The sequence below is a fragment of the Lentzea sp. NPDC003310 genome (genome assembly GCF_040610935.1).
GTDB lineage: Bacteria > Actinomycetota > Actinomycetes > Mycobacteriales > Pseudonocardiaceae > Lentzea.
The window spans coordinates 258525-283050 of record NZ_JBEXNC010000013.1 but is presented as its reverse complement, the minus strand read 5'-3'; the positions used below and the strand labels follow the sequence as shown (position 1 = coordinate 283050).

23 protein-coding genes and 1 riboswitch are annotated in these 24526 nt (G+C 71.7%); of the genes, 13 read left to right on the top strand and 10 right to left on the bottom strand.

What is annotated here, in order from left to right; all coding sequences use genetic code 11:
- Positions 1-22: 22 nt before the first annotated feature.
- Entirely contained in the window at positions 23-871 is an 849-nt protein-coding gene (locus ABZX02_RS27635; RefSeq protein WP_355302137.1) for a hypothetical protein, read from the bottom strand.
- 175 nt (positions 872-1046) lie between these two features.
- Positions 1047-1397 (bottom strand): hypothetical protein, encoded by a 351-nt coding sequence (locus ABZX02_RS27630; RefSeq protein WP_355302135.1) that lies wholly within the window; start codon positions 1395-1397, stop codon positions 1047-1049.
- Positions 1398-1575: 178 nt separating this feature from the next.
- On the opposite strand from ABZX02_RS27630, the gene ABZX02_RS27625 reads away from it, so the two are divergent.
- From ABZX02_RS27625 to ABZX02_RS27610, 4 genes are read left to right on the top strand one after another with little or no spacing between them, the layout of a single operon-like run.
- Positions 1576-2106, top strand: a complete 531-nt coding sequence (locus ABZX02_RS27625; protein WP_355302133.1) for an NUDIX hydrolase — start codon at positions 1576-1578, stop codon at positions 2104-2106.
- A complete protein-coding gene (locus tag ABZX02_RS27620) occupies positions 2106-2966 on the top strand; it encodes a cobalamin-binding protein (protein WP_355302131.1) in 861 nt (286 codons plus the stop codon). The genes ABZX02_RS27625 and ABZX02_RS27620 overlap by 1 nt, the downstream gene beginning before the upstream one ends.
- Positions 2957-3937, top strand: a complete 981-nt coding sequence (locus tag ABZX02_RS27615; protein WP_355302130.1) for a D-cysteine desulfhydrase family protein — start codon at positions 2957-2959, stop codon at positions 3935-3937. The genes ABZX02_RS27620 and ABZX02_RS27615 overlap by 10 nt, the downstream gene beginning before the upstream one ends.
- A gap of 13 nt (positions 3938-3950) precedes the next feature.
- The gene (locus tag ABZX02_RS27610; RefSeq protein ID WP_355302128.1) at positions 3951-4580 is read left to right on the top strand and encodes a GTP pyrophosphokinase family protein; all 630 of its coding nucleotides are present in this window, start codon (positions 3951-3953) and stop codon (positions 4578-4580) included.
- A gap of 19 nt (positions 4581-4599) precedes the next feature.
- On the opposite strand, the gene ABZX02_RS27605 is transcribed toward ABZX02_RS27610, so the two are convergent.
- On the bottom strand, positions 4600-5421 hold the full coding sequence (locus tag ABZX02_RS27605; RefSeq protein WP_355302126.1) for a MerR family transcriptional regulator: 822 nt from the start codon (positions 5419-5421) through the stop codon (positions 4600-4602).
- Positions 5422-5522: 101 nt separating this feature from the next.
- On the opposite strand from ABZX02_RS27605, the gene ABZX02_RS27600 reads away from it, so the two are divergent.
- The 3 genes from ABZX02_RS27600 (at position 5523) to ABZX02_RS27590 (ending at position 7454) form a co-directional block, all read left to right on the top strand.
- Positions 5523-6446, top strand: a complete 924-nt coding sequence (locus ABZX02_RS27600; protein WP_355302125.1) for an anti-sigma factor RsbA family regulatory protein — start codon at positions 5523-5525, stop codon at positions 6444-6446.
- Positions 6447-6662: 216 nt separating this feature from the next.
- A complete protein-coding gene (locus tag ABZX02_RS27595) occupies positions 6663-7016 on the top strand; it encodes a DUF742 domain-containing protein (RefSeq protein ID WP_355302123.1) in 354 nt (117 codons plus the stop codon).
- Between the two features lie 114 nt (positions 7017-7130).
- On the top strand, positions 7131-7454 hold the full coding sequence (locus tag ABZX02_RS27590) for a lipopolysaccharide assembly protein LapA domain-containing protein (RefSeq protein WP_355302158.1): 324 nt from the start codon (positions 7131-7133) through the stop codon (positions 7452-7454).
- Here ABZX02_RS27590 and ABZX02_RS27585 read toward each other — a convergent pair.
- Positions 7408-10026, bottom strand: a complete 2619-nt coding sequence (locus ABZX02_RS27585; protein WP_355302121.1) for a LuxR C-terminal-related transcriptional regulator — start codon at positions 10024-10026, stop codon at positions 7408-7410. The genes ABZX02_RS27590 and ABZX02_RS27585 overlap by 47 nt on opposite strands.
- A 269-nt stretch (positions 10027-10295) precedes the next feature.
- Here ABZX02_RS27585 and ABZX02_RS27580 point away from each other — a divergent pair, with 269 nt between their 5' ends.
- Both ABZX02_RS27580 and ABZX02_RS27575 read left to right on the top strand, forming a co-directional pair.
- Complete coding sequence (locus tag ABZX02_RS27580) at positions 10296-12851, top strand: AAA family ATPase (RefSeq protein ID WP_355302119.1); 2556 nt, start codon at positions 10296-10298, stop codon at positions 12849-12851.
- Between the two features lie 150 nt (positions 12852-13001).
- Positions 13002-13517: a calcium sensor EFh gene (locus ABZX02_RS27575; protein ID WP_355302117.1), complete on the top strand. Its 516-nt coding sequence runs from the start codon at positions 13002-13004 to the stop codon at positions 13515-13517.
- Here the strand turns inward: ABZX02_RS27575 and folE are convergent.
- Positions 13505-14053, bottom strand: a complete 549-nt coding sequence (gene folE, locus ABZX02_RS27570; RefSeq protein ID WP_355302115.1) for a GTP cyclohydrolase I FolE — start codon at positions 14051-14053, stop codon at positions 13505-13507. The genes ABZX02_RS27575 and folE overlap by 13 nt on opposite strands.
- 54 nt (positions 14054-14107) lie before the next feature.
- Between folE and ABZX02_RS27565 the strand changes: the two genes are divergently transcribed.
- A complete protein-coding gene (locus ABZX02_RS27565) occupies positions 14108-14779 on the top strand; it encodes a helix-turn-helix domain-containing protein (protein WP_355302113.1) in 672 nt (223 codons plus the stop codon).
- Here ABZX02_RS27565 and cobN read toward each other — a convergent pair.
- Positions 14740-18306 (bottom strand): cobaltochelatase subunit CobN, encoded by a 3567-nt coding sequence (cobN, locus tag ABZX02_RS27560; RefSeq protein ID WP_355302111.1) that lies wholly within the window; start codon positions 18304-18306, stop codon positions 14740-14742. The genes ABZX02_RS27565 and cobN overlap by 40 nt on opposite strands.
- A gap of 35 nt (positions 18307-18341) precedes the next feature.
- Positions 18342-18473: riboswitch (cobalamin riboswitch) on the bottom strand.
- Positions 18474-18481: 8 nt separating this feature from the next.
- Here cobN and ABZX02_RS27555 point away from each other — a divergent pair.
- The 3 genes from ABZX02_RS27555 to ABZX02_RS27545 are packed head-to-tail and all read left to right on the top strand — an operon-like array spanning position 18482 to position 21560.
- Positions 18482-19477 carry a hypothetical protein gene (locus tag ABZX02_RS27555; protein WP_355302109.1) on the top strand — a complete coding sequence of 332 codons (996 nt, stop codon included), beginning with the start codon at positions 18482-18484 and terminating at the stop codon, positions 19475-19477.
- Positions 19474-20094: a precorrin-8X methylmutase gene (locus tag ABZX02_RS27550; protein ID WP_355302107.1), complete on the top strand. Its 621-nt coding sequence runs from the start codon at positions 19474-19476 to the stop codon at positions 20092-20094. The genes ABZX02_RS27555 and ABZX02_RS27550 overlap by 4 nt, the downstream gene beginning before the upstream one ends.
- Positions 20094-21560, top strand: coding sequence for a precorrin-2 C(20)-methyltransferase (locus tag ABZX02_RS27545; RefSeq protein WP_355302106.1), 1467 nt, complete (start codon positions 20094-20096; stop codon positions 21558-21560). Before ABZX02_RS27550 ends, ABZX02_RS27545 begins: the two co-directional genes overlap by 1 nt.
- Here the strand turns inward: ABZX02_RS27545 and ABZX02_RS27540 are convergent.
- Genes ABZX02_RS27540 through ABZX02_RS27525 form a run of 4 tightly spaced genes read right to left on the bottom strand, consistent with a single transcriptional unit; the run spans position 21532 to position 24473 of the window.
- Positions 21532-22233 carry a cobalt-precorrin-6A reductase gene (locus ABZX02_RS27540; RefSeq protein WP_355302105.1) on the bottom strand — a complete coding sequence of 234 codons (702 nt, stop codon included), beginning with the start codon at positions 22231-22233 and terminating at the stop codon, positions 21532-21534. The two genes, ABZX02_RS27545 and ABZX02_RS27540, sit on opposite strands and share 29 nt — an antisense overlap.
- Positions 22230-22970, bottom strand: a complete 741-nt coding sequence (gene cobM, locus ABZX02_RS27535; RefSeq protein WP_355302104.1) for a precorrin-4 C(11)-methyltransferase — start codon at positions 22968-22970, stop codon at positions 22230-22232. Before cobM ends, ABZX02_RS27540 begins: the two co-directional genes overlap by 4 nt.
- On the bottom strand, positions 22967-24112 hold the full coding sequence (cbiE, locus tag ABZX02_RS27530; RefSeq protein WP_355302102.1) for a precorrin-6y C5,15-methyltransferase (decarboxylating) subunit CbiE: 1146 nt from the start codon (positions 24110-24112) through the stop codon (positions 22967-22969). The genes cobM and cbiE overlap by 4 nt, the downstream gene beginning before the upstream one ends.
- The gene (locus ABZX02_RS27525) at positions 24093-24473 is read right to left on the bottom strand and encodes a TIGR03618 family F420-dependent PPOX class oxidoreductase (protein WP_355302100.1); all 381 of its coding nucleotides are present in this window, start codon (positions 24471-24473) and stop codon (positions 24093-24095) included. Before ABZX02_RS27525 ends, cbiE begins: the two co-directional genes overlap by 20 nt.
- Between the last annotated feature and the right edge of the window lie 53 nt (positions 24474-24526).

Below are 24526 nucleotides of genomic sequence, written 5' to 3'. Positions count from 1 at the left end.
ACGTGCCCCGAGGCTCCTCCACTCAGTTGGCGCAGACCTGCCAGTTGTTCAGGCCCCACGAGTTCGGGGTGCCGTCGTCGTCCTCCAGCGCACCCAGCGACACCTCGTGGTCCGGGAAGTCGCTCGGCAGCAGGGACATCATGTGGGCCTGCCCGAGCGACCCGGTCAGGTCGAACATCGGCCCGAGCACCCGCTTGCCCACCGGGCACTCGAAGCTGGTCATCTTGGCGAACGAGTCGATCGGGCCGCCCTTGCTCACGATCTCCCAGCCCTGCGGCTCGAACGCGCAGACCGCGTAGGCGTCGAGGAACCAGTTCTTCGTCGTGCCCGCCTTGCCCTCGAAGGCCTTCGTGAAGACCTGCGTGCGGGTCGGCAGCAGCTCGTCGACCACGACGTCCCCCGCGGCACCGGTGACCGCGAACCCGCCCCCGACGACGACCTTGCCGGGCGAGCACGTCGCGACGGCCGGCTTCTCGTGCTCCGAGCCGAGGGTCGTGCTGCGCCCGAGCTTAATCTCGTAGCCGGGCAACGGCGTGGAGCACACGGCCATGACCGTGACGCCCCAGTTCTTCGACGTGCCGTTGGCGTCCTCGTAGGCGGTGCCGGTGACGAACGTGTCCCTGATGATCAGCTCGTCCATCACGACCGACCCGTCGTTGCCGACGCCGGTCGCGGTGGAGAACCCGCCACCCGTCACGACCATGCCCGGCGGGCAGTGCGCGGTCGCGGGCTTGGGTTCGGTGGAGTCGACGTCGCTGACGTCCTGCGTGATGACGGTCGTGACCGCCGGGGCGGCGTGCGCCGCGGCGGTCGTCGTGAGCAGCGCGCCCGCCATGAGTCCTGTGCTCAGCAGAGCGGAGAGCTTCCGCATCCGTGTCCCCCTCGTGGTTCGGAATGTGACGTCGACATTCCAGCCGCGGGGTGCGGGGCGGGACATCCGTGGAGCGGTACGGAGATCGGCGCGAGGGAGTACGGAGAAAGCGAGAACCCCTGGTCACGGCGAGATGACCGGGCCTCGTCGAGGCCCGGTCTCCGCGAGTTCGTGGTCAGGCCCTCCAGCGCCGCGACGCGTGGACGACCTCGCCCACCGCGCGGGCCAGGCTGCCGTCGGCGTCGACGTGGCTCTCGTAGTGCTCGACCGGAAGCGGCTTGGCCACCTCGGGCGGCGCGGTGTACAGGTCGCTCTCGTCCAGCCTCAGCCTGCGCGCCGTCTTCACGAACGCGACCGCCGCGGCCAGCAGCAGCACCCCGACCACGGCCGGCCACCAGACCGACTCCGCGACCGCGATGGCGAACTGGACCTGGGCCACCACGACGAACACGACCGTCAGTCCGACCACCGACCACGGGGCCGATCCACCGTCACGTCTGCGCTGGGCGGCACCGGTTGCCCCCATTGGCGTCACCTCCACCGATGTTGCCTCGGACATCGGCGATTGATCGCACGGAGTTACAGCGGTCAGCGTACTCCCCGATCGTTTGGTTGCGGACCGTCATCACCCGGACATCCGCCCACCAGCGCGAAACCCGTGCTCGAGGGGTGCGCGAATCACTCGGTGGTGTGATCATCGGCTCGTGTCCGCACTGCACGCGGGAGATCCCGCCGCCTTCGCCGCCGACGTCCTCGACGAGGGACCGGCCGAGCTCGAGCACGTGCCCGGAGTGGCGTCGAGCAGGCCCACCAAGACCTCCGCGGGCGGCGCGCTGATCCGCGACTCGGCGGGCAGCGTGCTGTTCGTCGTGCCGACCTACAAGGCCGTGCTGGACATCCCCGGCGGCATGACCGAGGACGACGAGTCCCCGAAGGCCGCGGCCGCGCGGGAGGTCCGCGAGGAGCTCGGGCTGTCCGTGCCGCTGGGACGGTTGCTGGTGGTCGACTGGACGCCGCGCAACGGGGTCTGGCGCGACTGCCACCAGTTCGTCTTCGACGGTGGCGTGGTGGATGGTGCGGCGGCGTGCGACCCGGAGCTGGAAGGCGTCCTGTACCTCACGCTGGACGACGCGAGGCCCCGCGTGTACCCGTCACTCCACCGGCGCCTCACCCTCGCCCTGGCGGCGCTTGAGAGCGGTTCCACGCGGTACGCCGAGTTCGGCCGGGAGGTCTGATGCGGATCGTCTCGCTGCTGCCCGCCGCGACCGACGTCGTCGCCGAGCTCGGCCTCGCCGGGCACCTGGTGGGCCGCACCCACGAGTGCGACTGGCCGGCCGAGGTCGCGAGCGTGCCCGTGGTCACGAGCACCGCGGTCGACCAGGACGCCCTCAGCAGCCGGGAGATCAACGCGACCGTCCACCGCGGCTCGTCGCTCTACGGCCTCGACGCGGACCTGTTGCACGACCTGAAGCCGGACGTGGTCCTCACCCAGGACCTCTGCGACGTCTGCGCGATCTCCTACCGCAGGGTCACCGACGTCGTCCGGGTGATGGACGTCGGCCCGACGGTGCTGAGCCTCGAACCTTCCACTTTGGACGACGTGCTCGGCTGCCTGGCGACGGTCGGCGACGTCCTGGGTGTCGACAGCACGGACAAGATCGCCGCGCTGCGCCACCGCATCGCGGAGGTCGAACGGCTGACCCGGGACCGGCCACGCCCGCGCGTGGCCGCGATCGAGTGGCTCGACCCGGCCTGGCCCGCCGGGCACTGGGTCCCCGAGCAGATCGCGGCGGCGGGCGGCACGCCGTTGCTCGCGGAGAAGGGCGAGCACACCGGACCGATCACCTGGCAGGCCGTGGACGACGCGCGGCCGGACGTGGTCCTGCTGATGCCGTGCGGGTTTCCCGTCGCGCGGACGCTGCGGGAGCTGCCGGACCGGCGGCTGCCCGAGACGTGGGTCCTCGACGGCCCGTCCTACTTCAACCGGCCGGGCCCGCGGGTGGTGCGCGGCATCGAGGTCCTCGCGCACGTCCTGCACGGCGTCGGACCGGCACCCGCCGAGGACGAGGCGATTAAGCTCGCCGCATGGACCTGAGCGCGTTCCCCCGAGTCTCCCTGGGCAGCTGGCCGACCCCGCTGGAGGACGCTCCGAGGCTCACCACCGCGCTCGGCGGCCCGCCGGTCCTGATCAAGCGCGACGACGTCAACGGCCTCGGCGCGGGCGGCAACAAGCTGCGCAAGCTCGAGTTCCTGCTCGGCGCCGCGATCGAGCAGGGCGCGGACACGATCATCACGTTCGGCGCGCTGCAGACCAACCACGGCCGCCAGACCGCGGCGGCGTGCGCGAAGCTCGGCCTCAAGTGCGAGCTCGTCCTCACCGCCAAGGTGCCGATGTCCGGCAACGCGTACGAGCGGTCCGGCAACGTCGTGCTGGACCACATGTTCGGCGCGAACGTGCACCTGTGCGCGGACGCGGACGAGACCGTCGCGGCCTACGAGAGGATCAACCACGACAAGGCCGTCACGCTGCCCGTCGGCGGGTCGAACGGCCTCGGCACCCTCGGCTACGTCGCGGCGGCGGTCGAGCTCGTCGGCCAACTGGGCGACCGCGGCATCGACGACGCCACGATCGTCGTGCCGGACGGCAGCGGCGCCACGGCGGCGGGCATCGCGCTCGGCACGGAACTGCTGGGCTGGCCCGGCACCGTGCACGCGGTGAGCGTCTCGCACACGGCCGCGGACGCCGAGCGGGAACTCCACGCGCTCGCCACCGACGCCGCCACCCTTCTCGGTGAACCTGCCCCGAAGCTCGGCCACGTCGCCGTCACCGACGACACGATCGGCGAGGGCTACGGCGTCCCGACGCCGGAGATGTGGGACGTGCTGGAGCTCTTCGCCCGCACCGAGGGCGTGCTGCTCGACCCGGTCTACACCGGCAAGGCCGCCGTGAAGTTCCGCGAGATCGCGCCGCACGGCGACGTTCCCGTCGTGTTCCTCCACACAGGTGGTCTTCCCGGCTTCTACGGCTACGCGCCCGAGGCGGTGGCGCGGTTCACCCGGTCGTGATCAGTACTCTGGTGTGGTGACCGACCTGGCCGACGACCTGAGCCTGCTGCGCGACCTCGAACGGCGTCTGCTGGTCTACAAGTTCGCGATCGAGGAGCTCATGACGAAGCTCCGCATCCTCAGCGAGGAGTTCGACTCGGTCCACCAGCACGACCCCATCGAGCACATCACCAACCGGGTGAAGAAGCCCGAGGGCATCCTGGAGAAGCTGCGGCGCAAGGGTTTTCCGCTCGACCTCGACTCGATCGGCGACTGGCTCGACGACATCGCGGGCGTGCGCGTGGTGTGCCCGTTCGTCTCGGACGTCTACCGCGTCAAGGCGATGCTCGCGCGCCAGCACGACGTGGAGATCCTGCACACCAAGGACTACATCGCCCGGCCGAAGCCGAACGGGTACCGCAGCCTGCACCTGATCGTGCGCATCCCGGTGTTCCTGTCGGACCGCGTCGAGCACGTGAAGGTCGAGGTGCAGCTGCGGACCATCGCGATGGACTTCTGGGCGACGCTGGAGCACAAGCTCTTCTACAAGTACGACGACAGCCCGCCCGCGGACTTCGTGGGCGAGCTGATGTCGACGGCGATGATCGCGGCGCAGCTGGACGAACGCATGGAGTCGTTGCACCGCCGCATCCACCCGGACTGACGCCGCGATCCGCGCCCCGCTAGGCCTTGGTGATCTCCAGCTGCAGCTCGGTCACCCAGTCGGCCGGGTCGCCCTCGCCGTAGTTCAGGTACACCTCGCGGGCGAACCCGTTCTGCCGGTACCCGTGCGCCTCGATCCACGCCGCCACGGCCTGGTACGACGCGTCGACGTCGTCCATCGTGCCGCGGTGCACGATCGTCGCCGCCTGGCTCAGCGCCGGCAGGTCCACGACCTCGAAGTCGTGGGCGGGCGACGGGTCGACCGACACGGTCACCCCGGCCCGCACCACCACCTCGTCGCCGGCGGCCTGCTCGTAGGTGGCGATGCCGTAGCCGGACGGCGTGACGCCCGCGCGCCCGAGCCGTTCGAAGAGCTGCGGGTACAGCGGCTGGATGACCGGGCCGATGTCCTCGGGGCCGTAGGACGCGGCGGTCGCGGTCAGGCGGGCGACCCGGACGGCGGGAACGGGCTTCACGACGATCTCGTCGGTGGGCATGGCGCCCTCTCTCTCGATGGCGCGGAGACGTGCCTCGACCCGGCGCAGACGCGACTCGTCCGCGAGGATCTGCTGCCGCAACTCGGCTCGCCGCAACGAAAGCATGCCGTGCAACTGCTCCGCGGAAAGCTTTTCGTCGAGCACGACCCGCACCTGGTCGAGCGTCAGACCGAGGTCCTTCAGCGCGACGAGGCGGTTGAGGCGTTGCAGCTGGGCGGCGGTGTAGAAGCGGTAGCCGCTGGAGGGGTCGACGTGTGCCGGCGGGAGCAACCCGACCGCGTCGTAATGGCGCAGCATCCGCACCGACACGCGCCCCAGATGGGCGAAGTCTCCGATGGTGAACATGACCGTTCCTGTGTAGGGGCTGACACGGTGTCAGGGTCAAGAAATGATGGTTTGAGCAACGGACCGGGTGGGGATCCTGGGACGTTGACGAGAGGTGGCACATGACGTTCGCACATCCGGCGCTGTTCTACTCCGACGAGGACTCCTACATCGACGGGACCGTCCCGTTCGTGGTGGAGGGACTCGCGAGCGGCGAACCCGTCGCCGTGGCGGTGCCGAGCAGGAACCTCCAGCTGCTCCGGGAGGCCCTCAGCGGGTTCTCCCACCTCGTGACCTTCGTCGACATGGAGGAGACCGGCCGCAACCCCGGCCGGATCATCCCGGATCTCCGCGCGTTCGCCGACCGGCACCGCGGGGCCGTCCGCATCATCAGCGAGCCGGTGTGGGACATGCGCACCGAAGTCGAGTACCCGGCGTGCGCGCTGCACGAGGCACTGGTCAACTACGCGTTCAGCGGACGCGACCTGAGCATCCTCTGCCCCTACGACACCACCGCCCTCAGCCACGACGTCCTGGCCGACGCCGAGAAGACCCACCCGGTCGTGATCGACGCCGGCGGCCACCGCCCGAGCGACCACTTCCACCCCGCACGGGTGGTCGTCGCCGCGCACTCCCTGCCGCTCACGATCCCGTCCGACGCGGCGAGCACATGCGTCGGAGCAGGGGCGATGGCGGCGGTGCGGGCGTTCGCGCGCGAGCAGGCCACGAAGCTCGGCCTGGCCCGCGACCGCGTGGACGACTTCGCGCTCGCGGTCACCGAGCTCGCGACCAACAGCGTGCGGCACGGCGGGGGCGAGAGCACGGTCCGCGTCTGGGCGGAAAACAAAAGTATTGTTTGCCAAGTCAACGACAACGGCCACATCACCGATGTTCTGGCCGGACGCACCCCTGTTCACGCAAACGAACCAGGCGGTCGCGGTCTGTTGCTTGTCAACCGTTTGGCGGACCTCGTGCGCACCCAAACGACGTCGTCCGGCACTGCAATCCAGGTCAGATTCGATCTGACCGACAAAAAGGCAACGTGATCCACATACATTTGGGCGACTTCGTTATAGCTTGAGCACGTGCACGACGAGGAAGCGACGGAAATCGGTTACACGGGGGCCCGATTCGGGTCTCCGGCGACCCGTAGACGGCTGCGCGCCGACGGAAGTGAAGCTTTCACCGGCGCGGAGACGCAACAACTGCCCCGTCAGGAACCGTTGCGCCAACGCCCACCGGAACCGCCCCCGGAGTGGCCTGTGCAAGAAGACGAACCGACCGGCACTCCCGCTCGGGACAGCTCGCTCATCCGTCCGTACGCCCGCACCGGCGGACGCACGACGGCCCGCCACGACCTGCGGCTGGAGACGCTGCTCTCCACCGACGAGGACCGCCTCTACCGCGCGACCAACGACCAGGCCGCGATGATGCGGCTGTGCCTGCAGCCGCGCTCGGTCGCGGAGATCTCGGCGCTCATGAAGATCCCGCTCGGCGTCACGCGGGTGCTGCTGAGCGACCTGATCACGCTGAACCTGGTCGCCGTGCACGAGCCGGGCGACAAGCCGAACATGGCCCTGCTGGAGCGCGTGCTGTCGGGGCTGCGCAGGTTGTAACCCGTTCGCCAGCGCGCGGGACCGCTCGGGCTCGCCGATAATCTGAGCGTGGCGAACCCGAGCGACGAGTCCCTGAAGACGCCGGTCACGGAACCGGTTCCGGCGTCCCCGCCCATGACTACCCCGGCGGCCGCACCGAAGAAGATGCGGCCCACCCGCATCTCCGGCACCTGGATCGCGGTGCTGGTGGCGATCGTCGTGCTGATCTTCCTGCTGATCTTCATCCTGCAGAACGGCGACAACACCACGATCCACTTCCTGTGGGGCGAGTTCAGCCTTCCCCTGGGCGTGGCGCTGCTGTTCGGCGCGATCGGCGGCGCGTTGCTGGTCGCGGTCGTGGGTGCGGCCCGGATCCTGCAGCTGCGGCGTCAGGCCAAGCGGGCCGCGACCCCTATTGGTCGTCCCTCGACCTCATCACCAGCTCGACGCGAGAGCTGATCCCGAGCTTGCGGAAGATCTTGCGCAGGTGGAAGTTCACCGTGTGCGGTGACATGAAGAGCTGCGTGGAGATCTGCCGGTTGGTCTGACCCTTGGCGACCAGGTTGGCGATCGCCAGCTCGGTGTCGTCGAGGCTCGACCAGCCGGACTCGGGGCGGGCCGGGGTCGCGCGGCGGCGCCGGCCGAGCTTGCGCAACCGGCCCAGCACCCGCGCGCCGTCGCGGGAGGCGCCGATCTCCCGGTACAGGCCGAGCGCGTTCTCCAGCGCCTTCACCGACTCCGCGCGGTCGGCCGAGTCCGCGAGCAGCACGCCGAGGTCCTCGGCCGCGTTCGCCCGCGCCCACAGGTCGCGGTGGTCCCGCACGGCCTGCTCCAGCGCCGCCGCGTCGCCGTCGAGCAGGCCGCGGGTGTGCACGGCGGCCGCGGCGACCGCCGGGAACCCGTCGCGCGCCAGCAGTTCCGCGCGGTCCACGACGGCCTGGGCGAGCTCCCGGTCCCCCGCCTCCAGCGCGCGCCGCACGAACCACCCGGCGGCACGGGGTTCCTCCGCGAAGAGCCCTGAGCCGACCAGGTCCGGGTGCTCGGCGCGCAGCAGCGCCACCGCCTTGTCCAGCCCGGCGTCGACGTGGGTGACGAGCACCTCGGTCCACTGGTAGTAGGCCCGCGAGAAGATGATCTCGTCGGCGGGCACCCGGTCGCGGAAGCGCTCGACGTGCTCGAGCGCGGCCGGCAGGTCGCCGGTGTGCAGCGCGACCATCGCGAGCACGGCCAGCGCCGGCGCGACCACGGTCTCGTGCCCGGTCTCCTCGGCCACCGCGAGCGCCGCGCGGGCCTCCCCCGCGGCCTCCTCGATCCGCCCGGCCTGCAACAGGATCCGGGCCTGCACGACCGCGGTCATGACCTCCCTGGTGACCACGGCGGACGGTCCGCCCCGCACCCGCCGCACCACACCCGCGGCCTCGGTGAACTCCCGCAGCCCCGCGAGCAGCGTCGCGAACAGCAGCTGCGGGTACGCGCTGAGGTCGTGCGCGGTGGTCGAGCGGGCGGCCTCGCGGGCGAGGTCCAGCGCGGCCCTGGGACGACCGCTGTCGCGCGCGATCGCCGCCAGCACGGCCAGGGCCGTGGCCAACACGTCGTCCGGACCGCCCTGCCGAGACCGCACGACGGCCTCGGCCACCTCCTCCGCGCGGCGCCGGTCGTGGCCGAGCAACGCCATCAGGCGGGTGATCTCCACCCACGGCGCCAGTTCCGGGGCCAGGTCGGGTTCGGCGAGCAGGGCCTCGGAGATCGCGAGCGACTCGGCGTGCCGGGAGGCGAGCAACGTCGTCGTGGCCACGCAGTGCCGGAGCTTGGCGGCCGGCTCGGGGGCCACCTGGCGTGCCAACGCCTCCTGTGCCAACGTCTGCGCGGCGGAGAGCCGGCCCGCCGCGGTGAGCGCTCGCACCGCCATGACCGTGCGGTGGACCAGCGAAGCAGACGCTTGGTCGGTCAGCTCCAGGGCGCGCACGGCGAGCTCGGCAGCGGCCTCGGGAGCGTTCCACAGCACGGCTTTCGCCGCCGCGACGAGTCCGTCGATGGACCGGGCGTCGCCACGCTGGGCTCCGTGCAGCAGGTGCCTGGCCGCGCCGACCGCGGAGTCGCCGCGCCGGAGCAGCATCTCGCCGGCCTCGCGGTGCAACGCGCGCCGCACGGGCGGGGGCACGGAGTCGGCGACCAGGCGCCAGAGCAGGTCGTGGCGGAACGCGAGCCGGTCGTCGAGCGCCGTGACGACACCCGCGCCGATGACCTCGTCCAGTGCGGGCAACAGGATCGCGGTGCTCGACGCCAGCATCTCCGCGACGTCACCGGGTTCGAAGCGCGGGCCGAGCACGGACGCGACCTGCAGCAGGTGCCTCGCCTTGCCGCTCAACGCGCTCACGCGCTCGCGCAGCACCGCCTCGGTGTGCCGGGGCACCCGGTCCGCCCTGAGCGCGGCGTGCTCGGCGGTGAGCAGCACCTGGTCGTCCGCGTGCAGGGCGTCGAAGAGCGCGAGCAGCGCGCCCGGATTGCCCTGGGCGGTGGAGGCAAGCGCTTTCAGGTCCTGGTCGGGGACGGCGCCGGCGAGGTCGGTGACGAGGTCCGCGACCACGTCGTCGGCGAGCGGCCGCAGCTCGATCCTGGTGGCTCCGCGGGCCGCGGCGGTCGCGAACAGGCGGTCGGCGCCCTCGTCGCGGCGGCGGGCGAGCAGCCAGACGACCTTCTCGTGGGTGGCGGCGGGTAACAGCGCGCGGAGTGCGGCCAGGGTGCCGGGCTCGGCCAGGTGGAGGTCGTCGAGGACGACGAGCGTGGGACCGTCCGGGCGGCGTTCGGCGAGGCGGGCCAGCAGGAACGGCTGGTCGAGCTCGTCCTCGGCGGTGGCGACGTCGAAGCCGAGTCCGGCGGCGAGGGCCGCGGTCTCGGCGAGCAGCCGCGTCTTGCCGGTGCCGGCCGCACCGTCGACGAGCACGACCCCGGTGCCCGCGCCCAGCACGCCGTTCAGGAGCTCCCGTTCTCCCTCACGGCCGCGGAACACCCCGTCCCGATTCCCCGACACGCATTCTTCCTTTCGCTCCGCGGTGGCGGAGAACAAGCACTGCATTACCACAACGACCAGCACCACGACCAGACCCGAGAGGCCTGCTCTGGGCCACCCGGACGACGTGGAAGCGCTGCCGCTACTCATTCGAGTAGTAGCCCGCGGGATCATACGGGCCGTACTCCTGTTGAGACGCCCATAGCCCAGGAACCTTTACCTGGGCAAGTGGAGCGCTTTCTCCTAGCATCAATTCCGCTGAGCTTTCAGCGGCGGATTGTGGAGAGATCTTGGAAAACCGGCTGAAAGTGTGGTCCGCCGGAATCGGCGGTCAGGCGGCGCCGGGCACGACCACCGTCGTGGAAGGCGCGCCCGGCACGGGCAAGACCGCGGCCCTGGACGCCCTCGCCGCGCGCTGGGAGGCAGAGGGCGGGAAGGTGGTGCGGGCCAGGGGAAGCGCGCTGGAGAGCGACCTCCCCTTCGGCGTCGTGGCGCAGCTGTTCGACCTGGTCGACCCCGATCTCGTGCCCGCGGAGGCGGCGGGCGCCCTGCGGCTGACCGCCGCCACCGCCGACTTCCCCGTGCTGCACGGCGTCTACCGCCTGGTCGCGGCGCTGGCGTCCCGCGCGGACCTGCTGGTCGTCGTGGACGACGCGCACTGGGCCGACGCCGCGTCCCTGCGCTGGCTCGCCTACCTGGCGTTGCGGGTGCGGTCCCTGCCGGTCGCGCTCGTGCTCGCGGTGGGCGCGGGCGAGCGGTGCGACGACCCGTCGTTCGGCGAGATCACCGCCTCCTGCCGGCGGATCGTGCTCGACAACCTGACCGCCGCCGAGACGGCCCGGGTCGTGACCTCCGTGCTGGGCGAGGCCGCGCCGGAGTTCGCGGCGGCGTGCTTCGACGCGACCGGCGGCAACCCGCTGGCGGTGACGCGGCTGGTCGGGGCGCTGGCCGAGGACGAGGTCGAGCCGGTCGCCGAGTCCGCGTGGCGGGTGGCCCAGCGGGGCGCGGAGGTGTCCGGCGAGATCATGGCGGCCCGGCTGCGCCGCCGCCCGGCCGCTGTCGTGACCGCGGCGCACTGCCTCGCGGCGCTCGGCCCGTCGCCGCACCCGTCCGTCCTGGCCGAGCTCACGCGGCTGAGCCCGGCCGAACTGGCCGACGCCGTGCGGACGGTGGAGCTGCTCGGTGTCGCGGGTCCCGCGGTGCTCGACGACATGCCCGCGCCCGCCCGTGCGGCGCTGCACCTGCGCGCCGCCAGGGCGTTGCGGTCGCACGGCGCGTCGGACCGGGCGATCGCCGACCACCTGCTGGAGACCTCGCCGGGCCTCGAACCGTGGGCGGGCGAGGTGCTCGACCGGGCCGCGCAGGAGGCGGTGAACCACGGCGACACGGCCGGTGCCGCGCGGTTGCTGTGGCGGGCGCTGCGCGAACCGGTGGCGAACCCGTCACGGGCGTTGCGGCTGCTGGGCATCGCCGAGCTGGTCGGCAACCTGCCCGGCGCGACGGCCCGGCTGCGCGAGGCGTGGCAGTCCGATGTGGACGACGACGAGTCCGCGATCGCGCTGTCCTACGCCCTGCACGCCGAAGGGAGCCCCGGCGAAATTCCGGCGGTGCTGTCCGGTGGTTCCGCTGTGGCACAGGCGCATCTGGCGGTGCACGGCCTGGTGTGGCAGGAGGCCGTGCCGTCGTCGGTGTCGCTCGACACACCCGCCGGGGTGCTGCACCGCGTGATGGTCGGCGACATCGCGGCGGCGGAGGCGGTCCCGCTGGTGTCGGCTGACGGCGTGCTCGCGTCGCTGGCGTCCGCGATGACGCTGAACCTGGCCGACTCGCTCGACGAGGCGCTGGCCGTGCTGGACGAGGTCGACCGGGCGCAGGCACCGGCGTTGCGCGCGCTGACGAACGTGATGAGGGCGAACGTCCAGCGCCGCAAGGGAGATCTCGCCTCCGCGCGCGCCGACCTCGAGGTGGCCGCGGACCACCTGCGGCAGGACGGGCGCTGGCACGCGGTCTCGACGTGGCACGCCGCGCTGCTCGCCGACATCCTGCTGGAGGAGGGCCGCCTCGACGAGGCCGCGGCGGTGATCGCGAAGGCCTCGACCGACGAGGCTCGCCGCACGTGGTCGTTCGGCGGCGTGCTGACCGTGCGCGGCCGCGTGCTGACCGCGCGGGGTGACGACCACGAGGCCTTGGAGGCGTTCCTGGCCGCGGGCCGCCACTGCGCCGCCTGGCCGTACCGCAACCCGGCGGCGCTGTCGTGGCGTTCCGGCGCCGCGCTGGCGTGCGCGGCCATGGGTGACGGTGAACGCGCGCGGGACCTGGCCCAAGAGGAGGTGGCGCTCGCCCGCGTGTGGGGAGCGCCCAGGGCGTTGGGCATGGCGTTGCGCGCGGAGGGCAGGGTCACGGCGGGCGCGGCCGGGCGGACGTTGCTGGAAGAGGCGGTGCGGGTGCTGCGCGCCTCCCCCGGCCGTCTGGAACTCGCGCGCGCGTTGGTGGACCTCGGGGTCGTGGTGCGCCGTCAGGGTGACACGGCCTTCGCGCGGACGTGCCTGCGCGACGCCGTGGACTTGGCGCAGAAGTGCGGTTCGACGGCGATGGCCGCGCGGGCCTACTCCGAACTGGTGGCGACGAGCGCCGGGCCTCGGCGGATGCGGCAGACCGGGCCGACCGCGCTCAGCCCGGTGGAGCACCAGGTGGCGGAGCTCGCCGCACGCGGTCGTTCGGACGAGGAGATCGCGGCCACGCTGCTCATGCCCGCGGACGGCGTGGTGGGCGTGCTGTCGGGGATCTACCGCAAGCTGGGTGTGTCCGGGCGTTTGCAGCTGGCCGATGCTCTGTTCGTGGACTAGTTCAGCCGGGTGACATCGTTGCGGTCCCGCAGCACCGCAGAATGCCCGCCTGGCCGCGAATGAACTAGCAGCACTTCACCCCCATGGCGCTTGTTCGGACCCGTTCGGCCGATAGTTGCCCTGCGACTTCCGGCCCTATCGTCCTGCTCCATGGCGAGCGAATTTCAGCGCAGCAAGGTGGACCGGGTGTTCCGCGCGATGGACGCCGACGGCAACGGCTTCCTCGAGCGCGGGGACTTCGAGCTGCTCGCCCGGCGCTGGGCGGCGGTGCGCGGCGGCGACCACGCGCTGCTGTCCGCGGTGATGCTCGGCTGGTGGGACACGCTGAGCCACGCCGCGGGCGGGTCCGCGCGGGTGTCGCTGGACGACGTGCTGAGCGTCGTGGACGTGCTGCCGGACAACATCGAACCGGTGCTGGGCACCGCGGACGCGATGTTCGGCGCGGTGGACGCCGACGGCGACGACTTCGTCTCCGAGGACGAGTACCAGGTGATGATCGACGTGTGGGCCGGCGGCTCGACCGAGACCGTGTTCGCGAAGCTCGACCTCGACGGCGACGGACGGTTGTCGCGCAACGAGTTCACGACGCTGTGGGCGGAGTTCTGGGCCGGCGACGACCCGGAGGCACCCGGCTCCTACGTGTTCGGGCCCGTTCAGGCCGCGTGAACGAGGGTGAAGAACTCCTGACGTGACGCGGGGTTCTCGCGCAGCACGCCCTTCAGCGCCGACGTGACCGTGCTGGATCCTGTGACCCGCACGCCCCTCAGGGCCATGCACATGTGCTCGGCCTCGATGACGACGCCAACTCCCTTGGGGCGCAACCGCTCCTGCAGCCAGTCGGCGACCTGCTGGGTGAGCCGCTCCTGCACCTGCAGGTCGCGCGCGAACATCTCGACGACGCGCGCGAGCTTCGACAGGCCCAGGATCCGTTCCCCCGGCAGGTAACCGACGTGCGCGACGCCGTGGAACGGCAGCATGTGGTGCTCGCACAACGACTGCACGGGAATGCTGCGCGCCAGCACCAGTTCGTCGTAGCCCTCGTCGTTGGGGAACGTCGTCATGGAGAACTCGCGCGGCGTCAGCATCTCCGCGTAGGCCTCGGCGACGCGGCGCGGGGTGTCGGCCAGATGCACCGAGTACGGGTCCTTGCCCAGCGCCTTGAGCAGGTCCGTGACCGCCTGCTGCGCCGCCTCGACGTCCATGCCGCCACGGTAGATCCGCTGGCCGAATTTAGTCAACAAGAGTAGTTTTTAGAGATGGCCGATCCCGTCGCCGCCGTCGCGGCCCTGGACGAACCGAACCGCCGCCGCCTGTACGACCTCGTGGCGCGGCAGACCGCTCCCATCAGCAAGGACGAGGCCGCGCGGGCCGTCGCGCTGCCCCGCACGACGGCCGGGTTCCACCTCGACAAGCTGGTGGAGATGGGACTTCTCACAACGGTGCGCGAGCGCCGCACGGGTGGTCCGGGCGCGGGCCGACCGGCCAAGCTCTACCAGCGCTCGGCGGAGCAGATCGAGGTGTCGCTGCCGGACCGCCGGTACGAGGCCGCGAGCCACCTGCTCACCGACGCGTTGATGGAGGCGGAGAGCACCGGCGAGCCACCGCGCGAGATCCTCAACCGGCGTGCGTACGAGTGGGGTGCCGAACTGGCCGGCGCCGCGCCGTCGTCCGTGCTGGAAGCGTTGGCGGGCTTCGGGTTCGAGCCGCGCTTCCAGGACGGCTCGATCCTGCTGCGCAACTGCCCGTTCCACAGCCTGGCTCACCGGCACACGCAGCTGGTGTGCGGGATGAACCTGTGCCTGGTCAGCGGACTGCTCGACGGGATCGAGGCGCACGGGCACACCGCGCGCCTCGCCCCCTCACCGGATCACTGCTGCGTCCGGGTCGATCAGGCGCCGTCCTCCAGCTCGCCCTCGGTCTCCAGGTAGGCCGCCCGCAGCGCGTCCAAAGTGGACTCCTCCGGGTGCTCCCACATCTGGCGCTCGGCGGCCTCCAGCAGCCGTTCCGCGATGCCGTGCAACGCCCACGGGTTCGACGTCTGCAGGAACTTGCGGGTCTCCGGGTCGAGCACGTAGGTCTCGGTGAGCTTCTCGTACATCCAGTCCGCGACGACGCCGGTCGTGGCGTCGTAGCCGAACAGGTACTCGACCGTCGCCTGCAGCTCGAACGCGCCCTTGTAGCCGTGGTTGCGCATCGCCCCGACCCAGCGCGGGTTCACCACGCGGGCGCGGAAGATCCGCGAGGTCTCCTCGGTCAGCGTGCGGGTCCGGACCGCCTCCGGGCGCGTGCTGTCGCCGACGTACGCGGCGGGTGCCTTGCCCGTCAACGCCTTCACCATGGTGACCATGCCGCCGTGGTACTGGAAGTAGTCGTCCGAGTCGGCGATGTCGTGCTCGCGGGTGTCGATGTTCTTGGCAGCCACCGCGATCCGCCGGTACGCCGACTCCATGTCCTCGCGCGCCGCGACGCCGTCGACGCCACGCCCGTACGCGTACCCGCCCCACACCGCGTAGACCTCGGCGATGTCGGACGAGTCGCGCCAGTTGCGGCTGTCGATCAGCGGCAGCACGCCCGCTCCGTACGCGCCCGGCTTGGAGCCGAAGACGCGCAGCGTGGCGCGGCGCTGGTCGCCGTGCTCCTCCAGGTCGCGCAGCATGTGCGCGCGCACGAAGTTCTGCTCGGCGGGCTCGTCCAGGTGCGCGACCAGCTGCACGGCGTCGTCCAAAAGGGACACGACGTGCGGGAAGGCGTCGCGGAAGAACCCGGAGATCCGGACCGTGACGTCGATGCGCGGCCTGCCCAGTTCTTCCGGGGACACGACTTCGAGGCCCGTGACGCGGCGCGACTGGTCGTCCCACACCGGCCGGACACCGAGCAGCGCGAACACCTCGGCGATGTCGTCGCCGGCCGTGCGCATCGCGGACGTGCCCCAGACCGACAGGCCGACCGACGGCGGCCACTCGCCGTCGTTCTCGGAGCGGTAGCGCTCCAGCAGCGAGTCGGCCATCGCCTGACCGGTCTCCCACGCGAGCCGCGACGGGATGGCCTTCGGGTCGACCGAGTAGAAGTTGCGGCCGGTCGGCAGCACGTTCACCAGGCCGCGCAACGGGGAACCGGACGGGCCGGCCGGGATGTAGCCGCCGTCCAGCGCGTGCAGGACGTTCGTCATCTCGTCGGTGGTGCGCGCGAGCCTCGGCACGACCTCGACGGCCGCGAACTCCAGGATCTTCCGCACGTCCTCCGACTCGTGCAGACCCGCCGCGGCGGACCGGTCCCAGCCCGCGTCCTCCATCGCCTGGACGAGCGCGCGGGCCTCTTCCTCCACGGCGTCCACGTCTTCACGGCCCGTGGTCGTGAGCCCGAGCGCCTCGCGCAGACCGGGCAGCGCGGCGACCTGGCCGCCCCACATCTGCCGCGCCTGCAGCATGGCGAGCACGAGGTTGACGCGGACGGACCCGGTCGGCGCCTCGCCGAGGATGTGCAGGCCGTCGCGGATCTGGACGTCCTTGACCTCGCACAGCCAGCCGTCGACGTGCAGGATGAACTCGTCGAACTCCGCGTCGTGCGGCCGGTCCTCCATGCCGAGGTCGTGGTCGAGCTTCGCGGCCTTGATCAGCGTCCAGATCTGCGCGCGGATCGCCGGCACCTTGGCCGGGTCCATCGCGGAAATGTTCCCGTACTCGTCGAGCAGCTGCTCCAGGCGCGCGATGTCGCCGTAGCTGTCGGCGCGGGCCATCGGCGGCACGAGGTGGTCGACCAGCGTGGCGTGCGCGCGGCGCTTGGCCTGCGTGCCCTCGCCGGGGTCGTTGACGAGGAACGGGTAGATCAGCGGCAGGTCGCCGAGCGCCGCGTCCGTGCCGCAGGACGCCGACATGCCGACGGTCTTGCCGGGCAGCCACTCCAGGTTGCCGTGCTTGCCGACGTGCACGACGGCGTCGGCGCCGAAGTTCGACTCGATCCACCGGTACGCCGCGAGGTAGTGGTGCGACGGCGGCAGGTCCGGGTCGTGGTAGATCGCGATGGGGTTCTCGCCGAACCCGCGCGGCGGCTGGACGATCACCGCGACGTTGCCGGACCGCAGTGCGGCCAGCACGATCTCGCCGTCCTTCGACTTCGAGTGGTCGACGAACAACGAGCCGGGCGCCTCGCCCCAGTGCTCCTGCATCGACTCGCGGAAGTCGTCCGGCAGAGTCTCGTAGAACTCGCGGTAGTCGGCCGCGGCGATGCGGATCGGGTTGCTCTCGAACTGCTCCTGCGTGAGCCAGTCGGCGTCCTGGCCGCCGGCGGCGATCAGCGCGTGGATCAGCTTGTCGCCGTCGAGCTCGTCGACGCCGGGCAGCTCGTCGCCGATGTCGTACCCGTGCTCCCGCATGGCCTTGAGCAGCCGGACGGTCGACGCGGGCGTGTCGAGGCCGACCGCGTTGCCGATGCGCGAGTGCTTCGTCGGGTAGGCCGACAGCATCACGACGACCTTGCGGTCCTTGGTCGGGATGTGCCGCAACCGCCCGTGCCGCACCGCGATGCCCGCAACGCGCAGCGCCCGCTCGGGGTCGGCGACGTAGACGGTGAGCCCGTCCTCGTCGATCTCCTTGAAGGAGAACGGGACCGTGATGATCCGGCCGTCGAACTCGGGGATCGCGACCTGCGTCGCGGTGTCCAAAGGAGACAGACCGTCGTCGTTCTCATCCCACGTGTCGCGGCTCGACGTGAGGCACAACCCCTGCAGGATCGGTACGTCGAGCTCGGCGAGCGCCCCGACGTCCCACGCGTCGTCGTCGCCACCGGCGGACGCCTTGGCGGGGTTCGTCCCACCGGCCGCGAGCACCGTCACGACGAGCGCGTCGGCCTGGCGCAGCGTGTCGAGCAACTCGGGCTCGGCGGTGCGCAGCGAGGAGCAGAAGACCGGCAGTGCCTTGCCGCCCTTGGCCTCGATCGCGTCGCACAGGGCGTGGATGAACGCCGTGTTCCCGGCGACGTGGTGCGCGCGGTAGTAGAGCACCGCGACCGTGGGGCCCTCGGCGTCCGAGGCCTCGCGCTCCAGCACGCCCCACGTCGGCGTGGCCTGCGGTGCCGCGAAGCCGTGGCCGGTCAGCAGCACGGTGTCGGAGAGGAACTTGTGCAGCTCGGTGAGGTTCGCCGGCCCGCCGTGCGCGAGGTAGAGGTGCGCCTCCGCGCACACGCCGCCGGGCACCGTCGACAGCTCCATCAACGCCGCGTCCGGCTGCATCTCACCGCCGAGGACGACGACGGGGAGGCCGTGGGCGAGCAGCCAGTCGAGGCCCTCCTCCCACATCCGGCGGCCGCCGAGGATGCGCACGAGCACGAGGTCGACGCCCTCGACGAGCGCGGGCAGGTCCTCGACGGTGAGTCTCGCGGGGTTGCCGAGGCGGTACTCGGCACCGCTCGCACGCGCCGACAGCAGGTCGGTGTCGGAGGTCGACAGCAGCAGGATCACGCAGGGCTCCATCCCTCGTGGGGTCCTCGCCCCAGGTTGCGGGTCACGGCCGAAGCAGAGTTCCTGACTCCCAGCGGTGCTGGTCACAGTGGCGGGACCGCGCCGGATTCGCACCGGCTTCCTCCTGCGCTTCGTCGTTCGGGCTCACCCTAACCGGCGGGTTACAGTCCGACCTATGCGTAGTCACCCGGATGCCTGCCCCGGCGCCGTCGAGCTGCACCAGGCAGCCGACGGCGGGCTGGCGCGCATCCGGGTGCCCGGCGGCACTCTTTCCGCTGCTCAGTGGGACGTCGTGCGGGTCGCGGCCGCCGAGCTCGGAAACGGTTCAGTGGAACTGACTTCGCGGGCGAACCTCCAGATCAGGGGACTCGCGGACGGCGTGGAACTGGGCGCGCGGCTGGCCGCGGCGGGCCTGCTGCCGTCGGCCACGCACGAGCGGATGCGCAACATCATCGCGGCGCCGCTGGAGGACAACCAGGAGCTCGTCGACGAGATCGACGCGGCCCTGTGCGCGGACCCCCTGCTGGCCGCGCTGCCGGGCCGTTTCCTGCTCACGGTCGGGCACTCGGTGAGCGGCCTCGGCGGGGACTTCGGGCTGGTCAGCGACGCGGACGGCGGCTTCGTCCTGCTGCTCGCGGGCCGCGACACCGGCGTCCGCGTGACCGACCCGGTGGCCGCCGTCCTGTCCGCCGCCCGCCTCTTCCAGCGGCTGCGCGGCGCGGCCTGGCGCCTGTCCGAAGTGGACGACGGTGTGCGAAAGATCACCGCGCACTTCGGCGCCTCCGATGCCCCGCGCGTCACGCCCGCTGTGACCCCTGTCGCACCTTCACCGTTGACCCCGGGAGTTCCGCTCGGCCGCCTCGACGCCGCGCAGCTTCCCGGCGTCGCGCTCCGCCTCACGCCGTGGCGCAGCCTCGTGGTGCCCGCCGGTACCGACACGGCCGGCCTCATCACCGACCCGGCCTCGCCGTGGCACGGCGTGAGCGCCTGCACCGGACGCCCCGGCTGCGCGAAATCGCTGTCCGACGTACGAGCCGACGCACGGGCGTGGCTCGGCACCCCGCACACCCTCCCGGTGCACTGGTCGGGGTGTGCCCGCCGTTGCGGCCGCCCGGCAGGGGAAGTGATCGAGTTCGTCGCGACGGGCGACGGCTACGAGGAGATCCGTTGACGCAGTACATCAAGGACGGGGCTGAGATCTACCGCCAGTCCTTCGCCACCATCCGCGCGGAGTCGGACCTCACCGGGTTCCCCGACGACGTCGCGAAGGTCGTCGTCCGCATGATCCACGCGTGCGGCATGACCGACCTGCCGCAGGACGTCGCGTTCTCGGCGAACGTGGTCCGCGACGCCCGCGCGGCGTTGCGGGCCGGCGCGCCGATCCTGTGCGACGCCAACATGGTCGCGTCCGGCGTGACCCGCCGCCGCCTGCCCGCGGACAACGAGGTCCTCTGCTTCCTCCAGGACCCGCGCACGCCCGAGCTGGCGAAGACGATCGGCAACACGCGCAGCGCCGCCGCCCTGGAACTGCTCGCGGACCGGTTCGACGGTGCCGTGATCGCGATCGGCAACGCCCCCACCGCACTGTTCCACCTTCTTGACCTGATCGCCGCCGGTGCGCCGCGGCCCGCCGCGGTGCTGGGCATCCCGGTCGGGTTCATCGGGGCGGCGGAGTCCAAAGATGCTTTGGCCGCAACGGATCTGGAGCACCTGGTGGTGCGCGGCCGGCGCGGCGGCAGCGCCATGACGGCGGCGGCCATCAACGCGATCGCGAGCGAGGAAGAGTGATGACGGGCAAGCTCTACGGCGTCGGCGTGGGTCCCGGCGACCCCGAACTCGTGACGGTCAAGGCCGCACGGCTCATCCACGACGCCGACGTGGTCGCGTTCCACAGCGCCCGCCACGGCCGCAGCATCGCGAAGACCATCGCGGAGCCGTACTTCCGCACGCAGGACGACCCGAACCCGCAGATCGTCGAGCAGCTCGTCTACCCGGTCACCACCGAGGACACCGACGACTACCAGGGTGAGATCGACGCCTTCTACGAGGAGGCCGCCGCCAAGCTGGCCGCGCACCTCGACGCCGGCCGCGACGTCGTCGTGCTCGCGGCCGGGGACCCGTTCTTCTACGGCTCCTACATGCACATGCACAAGCGCCTCAAGGACCGCTACGAGTGGGAGGTCGTCCCCGGCGTCACGTCGGTGAGCGGCGCGTCGGCCGTTCTCGGCACTCCGCTCGTGGAACGCGACGAGGTCCTCACGATCCTGCCCGGCACGCTGCCTCCCGCGGAGCTCGCCGCCCGGATCGCCGACACCGACTGCGCCGCGATCCTCAAGCTGGGCCGCACGTTCGGCAACGTCCGCGAGGCGCTCGAGGCGTCCGGCCGGCTCGAGGGCGCCTGGTACGTCGAGCGCGCCACCGGCAAGCGCCAGAAGATGGCGCCGCTGGCCGACGTCGATCCCGAGTCGGTGCCGTACTTCTCGATCGCCGTGCTGCCGAGCCAGTCTCGGCCGCCGAAGCCCAAGGGTGAGGTCGTCGTCGTGGGCCTCGGTCCGGGCGACCGCGCCTGGCTCACCCCGGAAGCCCGTCAGGAGCTGGAGGCCGCCGACGAGCTGGTCGGCTACAGCACCTACCTGAACCGCGTCCCGCAGCGGCCCGGCCAGCAGCGGCACCTGTCGCACAACCAGGTGGAGTCGGAGCGCGCGGCGTTCGCGCTCGACCTCGCCCGCAAGGGTGCGCGGGTCGCGGTGGTCTCGTCCGGCGATCCCGGTGTCTTCGCGATGGCCACCGCCGTGCTGGAGGTCGCCGCCGAGACCGCCGACGTGCCGGTCCGCGTCATCCCCGGTGTGACGGCGGCGAACGCCGTGGCGGCCAAGGCCGGCGCGCCGCTGGGCCACGACTACGCGGTGATCTCCCTGAGCGACCGGCTCAAGCCGTGGGACGTCATCGCCGAACGCCTGGCCGCCACCGCGAAGGCGGACCTGGTGATCGCGATCTACAACCCGGCGTCGAAGGCGCGCACCCACCAGGTGGCGGACATGCGCGATCTGCTGCTCCAGCACCGCGATCCGCAGACCCCGGTCGTCGTCGGCCGCGACGTCGGCGGCCCGGAGGAGGAGATCCGGGTGCTGACGCTCGGCGCGCTCGACCCGGCCACGATCGACATGCGGTGCCTGCTGATCATCGGTTCGTCGCAGACGATCGTGACGCCGCAGGGCGTCGTGTTCACGCCCCGGCGGTACCCAACCACCTGACAGCGGCATCGACGTCGGCCACCACTTCCGCGGGCGGGAGCGGTGGCCGGCGCACGATCACCACAGGAATCCCGAGCTGACGCGCGGCCTCCAGCTTGGCCGACGTCATCGAACCACCGCTGTCCTTGGTGACGAGCACGTCGATCCGGTGCGACCGCATCAGCTCCAGCTCACCGTCCACAGTGAACGGTCCGCGCGACAGCAGCACCTCGATCCGCTGCGGCAGCGGGGGTTCCGGCGGTTCGACCATGCGGGCCAGGAACCACTGCGGGCACCCGGCGAACTCGGCCAGGTCCTGCCGCCCGGTGGTGAGGAAGACCCGCTCGCCGGGCAGGTTCGCCGCGGCCTCGGCGACGCTGTCCACCCAGTGCCAGCCCTCGACCGGCGTGAACCCCGGCCGCCGCAGGATCAGCAGCGGCACGCCGACCCGCGAACAGGCCTCGTACGCGTTCGCGGTGATCTGCCGCGCGAACGGGTGCGTCGCGTCCACCACGGCCCGGACATCGTTGTCGCGCAACCACTGCGCGAGCCCGTCGACACCGCCGAACCCGCCGATCCGCACCTCGCCGGCGGGAAGAGCGGGGTTGCTCACCCGGCCGGCGAGCGAGGAGACGGCAGGCACGCGGGACGCCAGCTCGCGCGCCTCCCCGGTCCCGCCGAGGATCAGGATCATCGAACGCGGGTCGCGGAGTACAGGTGGCTGTCGGGGAACTGGGTCGCGCCGAGCGTCCGTCCCACGATGATCACCGCGGTCCGCTTGATCCCGGCGGCGGCGACCTGCGCGGCGATGTCGTCGAGCGTCCCGCGCAGCACGACCTCGTCCTCGCGGGAGGCGTAGGCGACGACCGCGACCGGGCAGTCCAGCCCGTAGTTCGGCACGAGTTCGGCGACGACCTCGTTGATCCGCTGCACGGCCAGGTGCAGCACGAGGGTCGCGCGGCTGCGACCCAGCGTGTCCAGGTCCTCACCGTCCGGCATCGGCGTGGCGCGCTGCGAGGTGCGCGTGAGGATCACCGTCTGCCCCACGCCCGGCACCGTCAGCTCGCGCTGCAACGACGCCGCGGCGGCCGCGAACGCCGGCACGCCGGGCGTCACGTCGTAGGCGATCTCCAGCGCGTCCAACCGGCGCATCTGCTCGGCCATCGCGCTGAACACCGCCGGGTCCCCGGAGTGCAGCCGGGCCACGTCGAGGCCCTGCTCCGACGCCGCGACCAGCTCGGCCACGATCTCGTCCAGCGTCAGCTCGGCCGTGTCGACCTTGCGCGCGCCCTCGGGGCAGAAGTCCAGCAGCTCCACGGGCACCAGCGCGCCCGCGTACAGGCAGACGGGCGAGGACTCGATCAGCGCACGGCCCCGCACCGTGATCAGGTCGGCCGCTCCGGGGCCGGCCCCGATGAAGTGCACGGTCACTTCGTCACGCTCCAGGTCGTGACGGGCATGTGCGGCCGCCACCCGGTGAACTTGCCGACCGACGAACCGCGGTTCACCGCGATCCGCACCAGGTCGCCGCCGAGCTTCGCGTACCACTGCGCCACGACGGCCTCGGACTCGAGCGTCACGGCGTTGACGACGAGCCGGCCGCCCGCCGCCAGGGCGTCCCAGCAGGCCTGCAGCACGCCGGGCACCGTCACGCCGCCACCGATGAAGATCGCGTCGGGCTTCTCCAAACCCTCCAGCGCGTCCGGCGCGCGTCCGATGTGGACCACCACCCCAGGCACGCCCAGGGACGCTGCGTTACCGGAGATTCGCTCTGCGCGTTCGGCGGACTGCTCGATCGCGATCGCGCGGCACGTCGGGTGCGTGCGCGCCCATTCGATGGCGATGGAACCCGAACCCGCGCCGACGTCCCACAGCAGCTGCCCGGGCAGCGGCGCCAATCTCGACAGCGAAATAGCCCGCACCTCTCGCTTCGTCAGCTGGCCATCGGATTCGTACACGTCGTCGGGCAGTCCGGGGACCCTCGAGAGAGCGCTCCCGCGGTACTCGACCGCGATCACGCACAGCGGGTCCGAGTCCTGCCCGGACCAAGGGTAAACCCGCTCGGCGGGACCACCTAGCTGTTCGAGCACCGTGATCGGTCCGGCAAGTGCCGCAACGGTCTCCGGGTCCCCGCCGAGCACGAGCACGCGCTGTCCCGGGGTCAACACGGGGCGTAGCAGGTCGGTCGAGCGCGCCACCAGCGACACGACCTCGACCTCGTTCAACGCCCAGCCGAGCCGCGCGCACGCGAGGGACACAGAGGACGGATGCGGGATCACCGTCACCCGGTCGCCGAGCAGCCGCACCAGCGTCGTGCCGATGCCGTGGAACATGGGGTCACCGGACGCGAGGACGCACACGTCGCGGTACCTCTCGAACAACGCGGGCAGCGCGGGTACCAGCGGCGACGGCCACGCGACCCGTTCGAACTCCCCCGGCACCAGGTCGAGCTGGCGCTGCGAGCCCATCAGCACGCGCGAGGTGGAAACAGCCTGCTGGGCGGCAGGGGACAGCCCGTCCCAGCCGTCGGCGCCGATGCCGACGACCACGACGTCAGACGGTGCCGGTGACACGCTTCACCTGGATCTCGATCACGACCCGCTCGGGGTTGACCCGCGGCTTCTTGTACCGCAACGCGTACCGCCGCTCGGCCTCGCGCACGGATTCCACGTCGTCGCGCACGACGGCGGGACCCTCCAACGTGGACCACCGCCGACCGTCCACCTGGCACACCGCCGCGTACCCGGCCTCGCTGACGTGCTTGACCTTCCACGACGCGCCGGAGGTGATGACCCGGGCGATCCCCGCCTCGGCGTCGAGCGTGACGCCGACCGGCACCACGTGCGGAGTCCCGTCGAGGCGGACGGTGGAGAGGGTGCACAGGTGCCGTTCGGTCCAGAACTCGGCGAACGCGGCACCACGGTCGATCGACATGGCCCGATCATAGGTGGCGGCAGCGGTGCGGCCCGTCACCAGGAGGAGGTGAC

Bases quoted from the DNA above. Each gene is read 5' to 3' on its own strand.
- ABZX02_RS27635 (WP_355302137.1), bottom strand. From the start codon at position 871: ATGCGGAAGCTCTCCGCTCTGCTGAGCACAGGACTCATGGCGGGCGCG.
- ABZX02_RS27630 (WP_355302135.1), bottom strand. From the start codon at position 1,397: ATGGGGGCAACCGGTGCCGCCCAGCGCAGACGTGACGGTGGATCGGCC.
- ABZX02_RS27620 (WP_355302131.1), top strand. From the start codon at position 2,106: ATGCGGATCGTCTCGCTGCTGCCCGCCGCGACCGACGTCGTCGCCGAG.
- ABZX02_RS27615 (WP_355302130.1), top strand. From the start codon at position 2,957: ATGGACCTGAGCGCGTTCCCCCGAGTCTCCCTGGGCAGCTGGCCGACC.
- ABZX02_RS27605 (WP_355302126.1), bottom strand. From the start codon at position 5,421: ATGTTCACCATCGGAGACTTCGCCCATCTGGGGCGCGTGTCGGTGCGG.
- ABZX02_RS27600 (WP_355302125.1), top strand. From the start codon at position 5,523: ATGACGTTCGCACATCCGGCGCTGTTCTACTCCGACGAGGACTCCTAC.
- ABZX02_RS27590 (WP_355302158.1), top strand. From the start codon at position 7,131: ATGACTACCCCGGCGGCCGCACCGAAGAAGATGCGGCCCACCCGCATC.
- ABZX02_RS27575 (WP_355302117.1), top strand. From the start codon at position 13,002: ATGGCGAGCGAATTTCAGCGCAGCAAGGTGGACCGGGTGTTCCGCGCG.
- folE (WP_355302115.1), bottom strand. From the start codon at position 14,053: ATGGACGTCGAGGCGGCGCAGCAGGCGGTCACGGACCTGCTCAAGGCG.
- ABZX02_RS27565 (WP_355302113.1), top strand. From the start codon at position 14,108: ATGGCCGATCCCGTCGCCGCCGTCGCGGCCCTGGACGAACCGAACCGC.
- ABZX02_RS27555 (WP_355302109.1), top strand. From the start codon at position 18,482: ATGCGTAGTCACCCGGATGCCTGCCCCGGCGCCGTCGAGCTGCACCAG.
- ABZX02_RS27545 (WP_355302106.1), top strand. From the start codon at position 20,094: ATGACGGGCAAGCTCTACGGCGTCGGCGTGGGTCCCGGCGACCCCGAA.
- ABZX02_RS27540 (WP_355302105.1), bottom strand. From the start codon at position 22,233: ATGATCCTGATCCTCGGCGGGACCGGGGAGGCGCGCGAGCTGGCGTCC.
- ABZX02_RS27525 (WP_355302100.1), bottom strand. From the start codon at position 24,473: ATGTCGATCGACCGTGGTGCCGCGTTCGCCGAGTTCTGGACCGAACGG.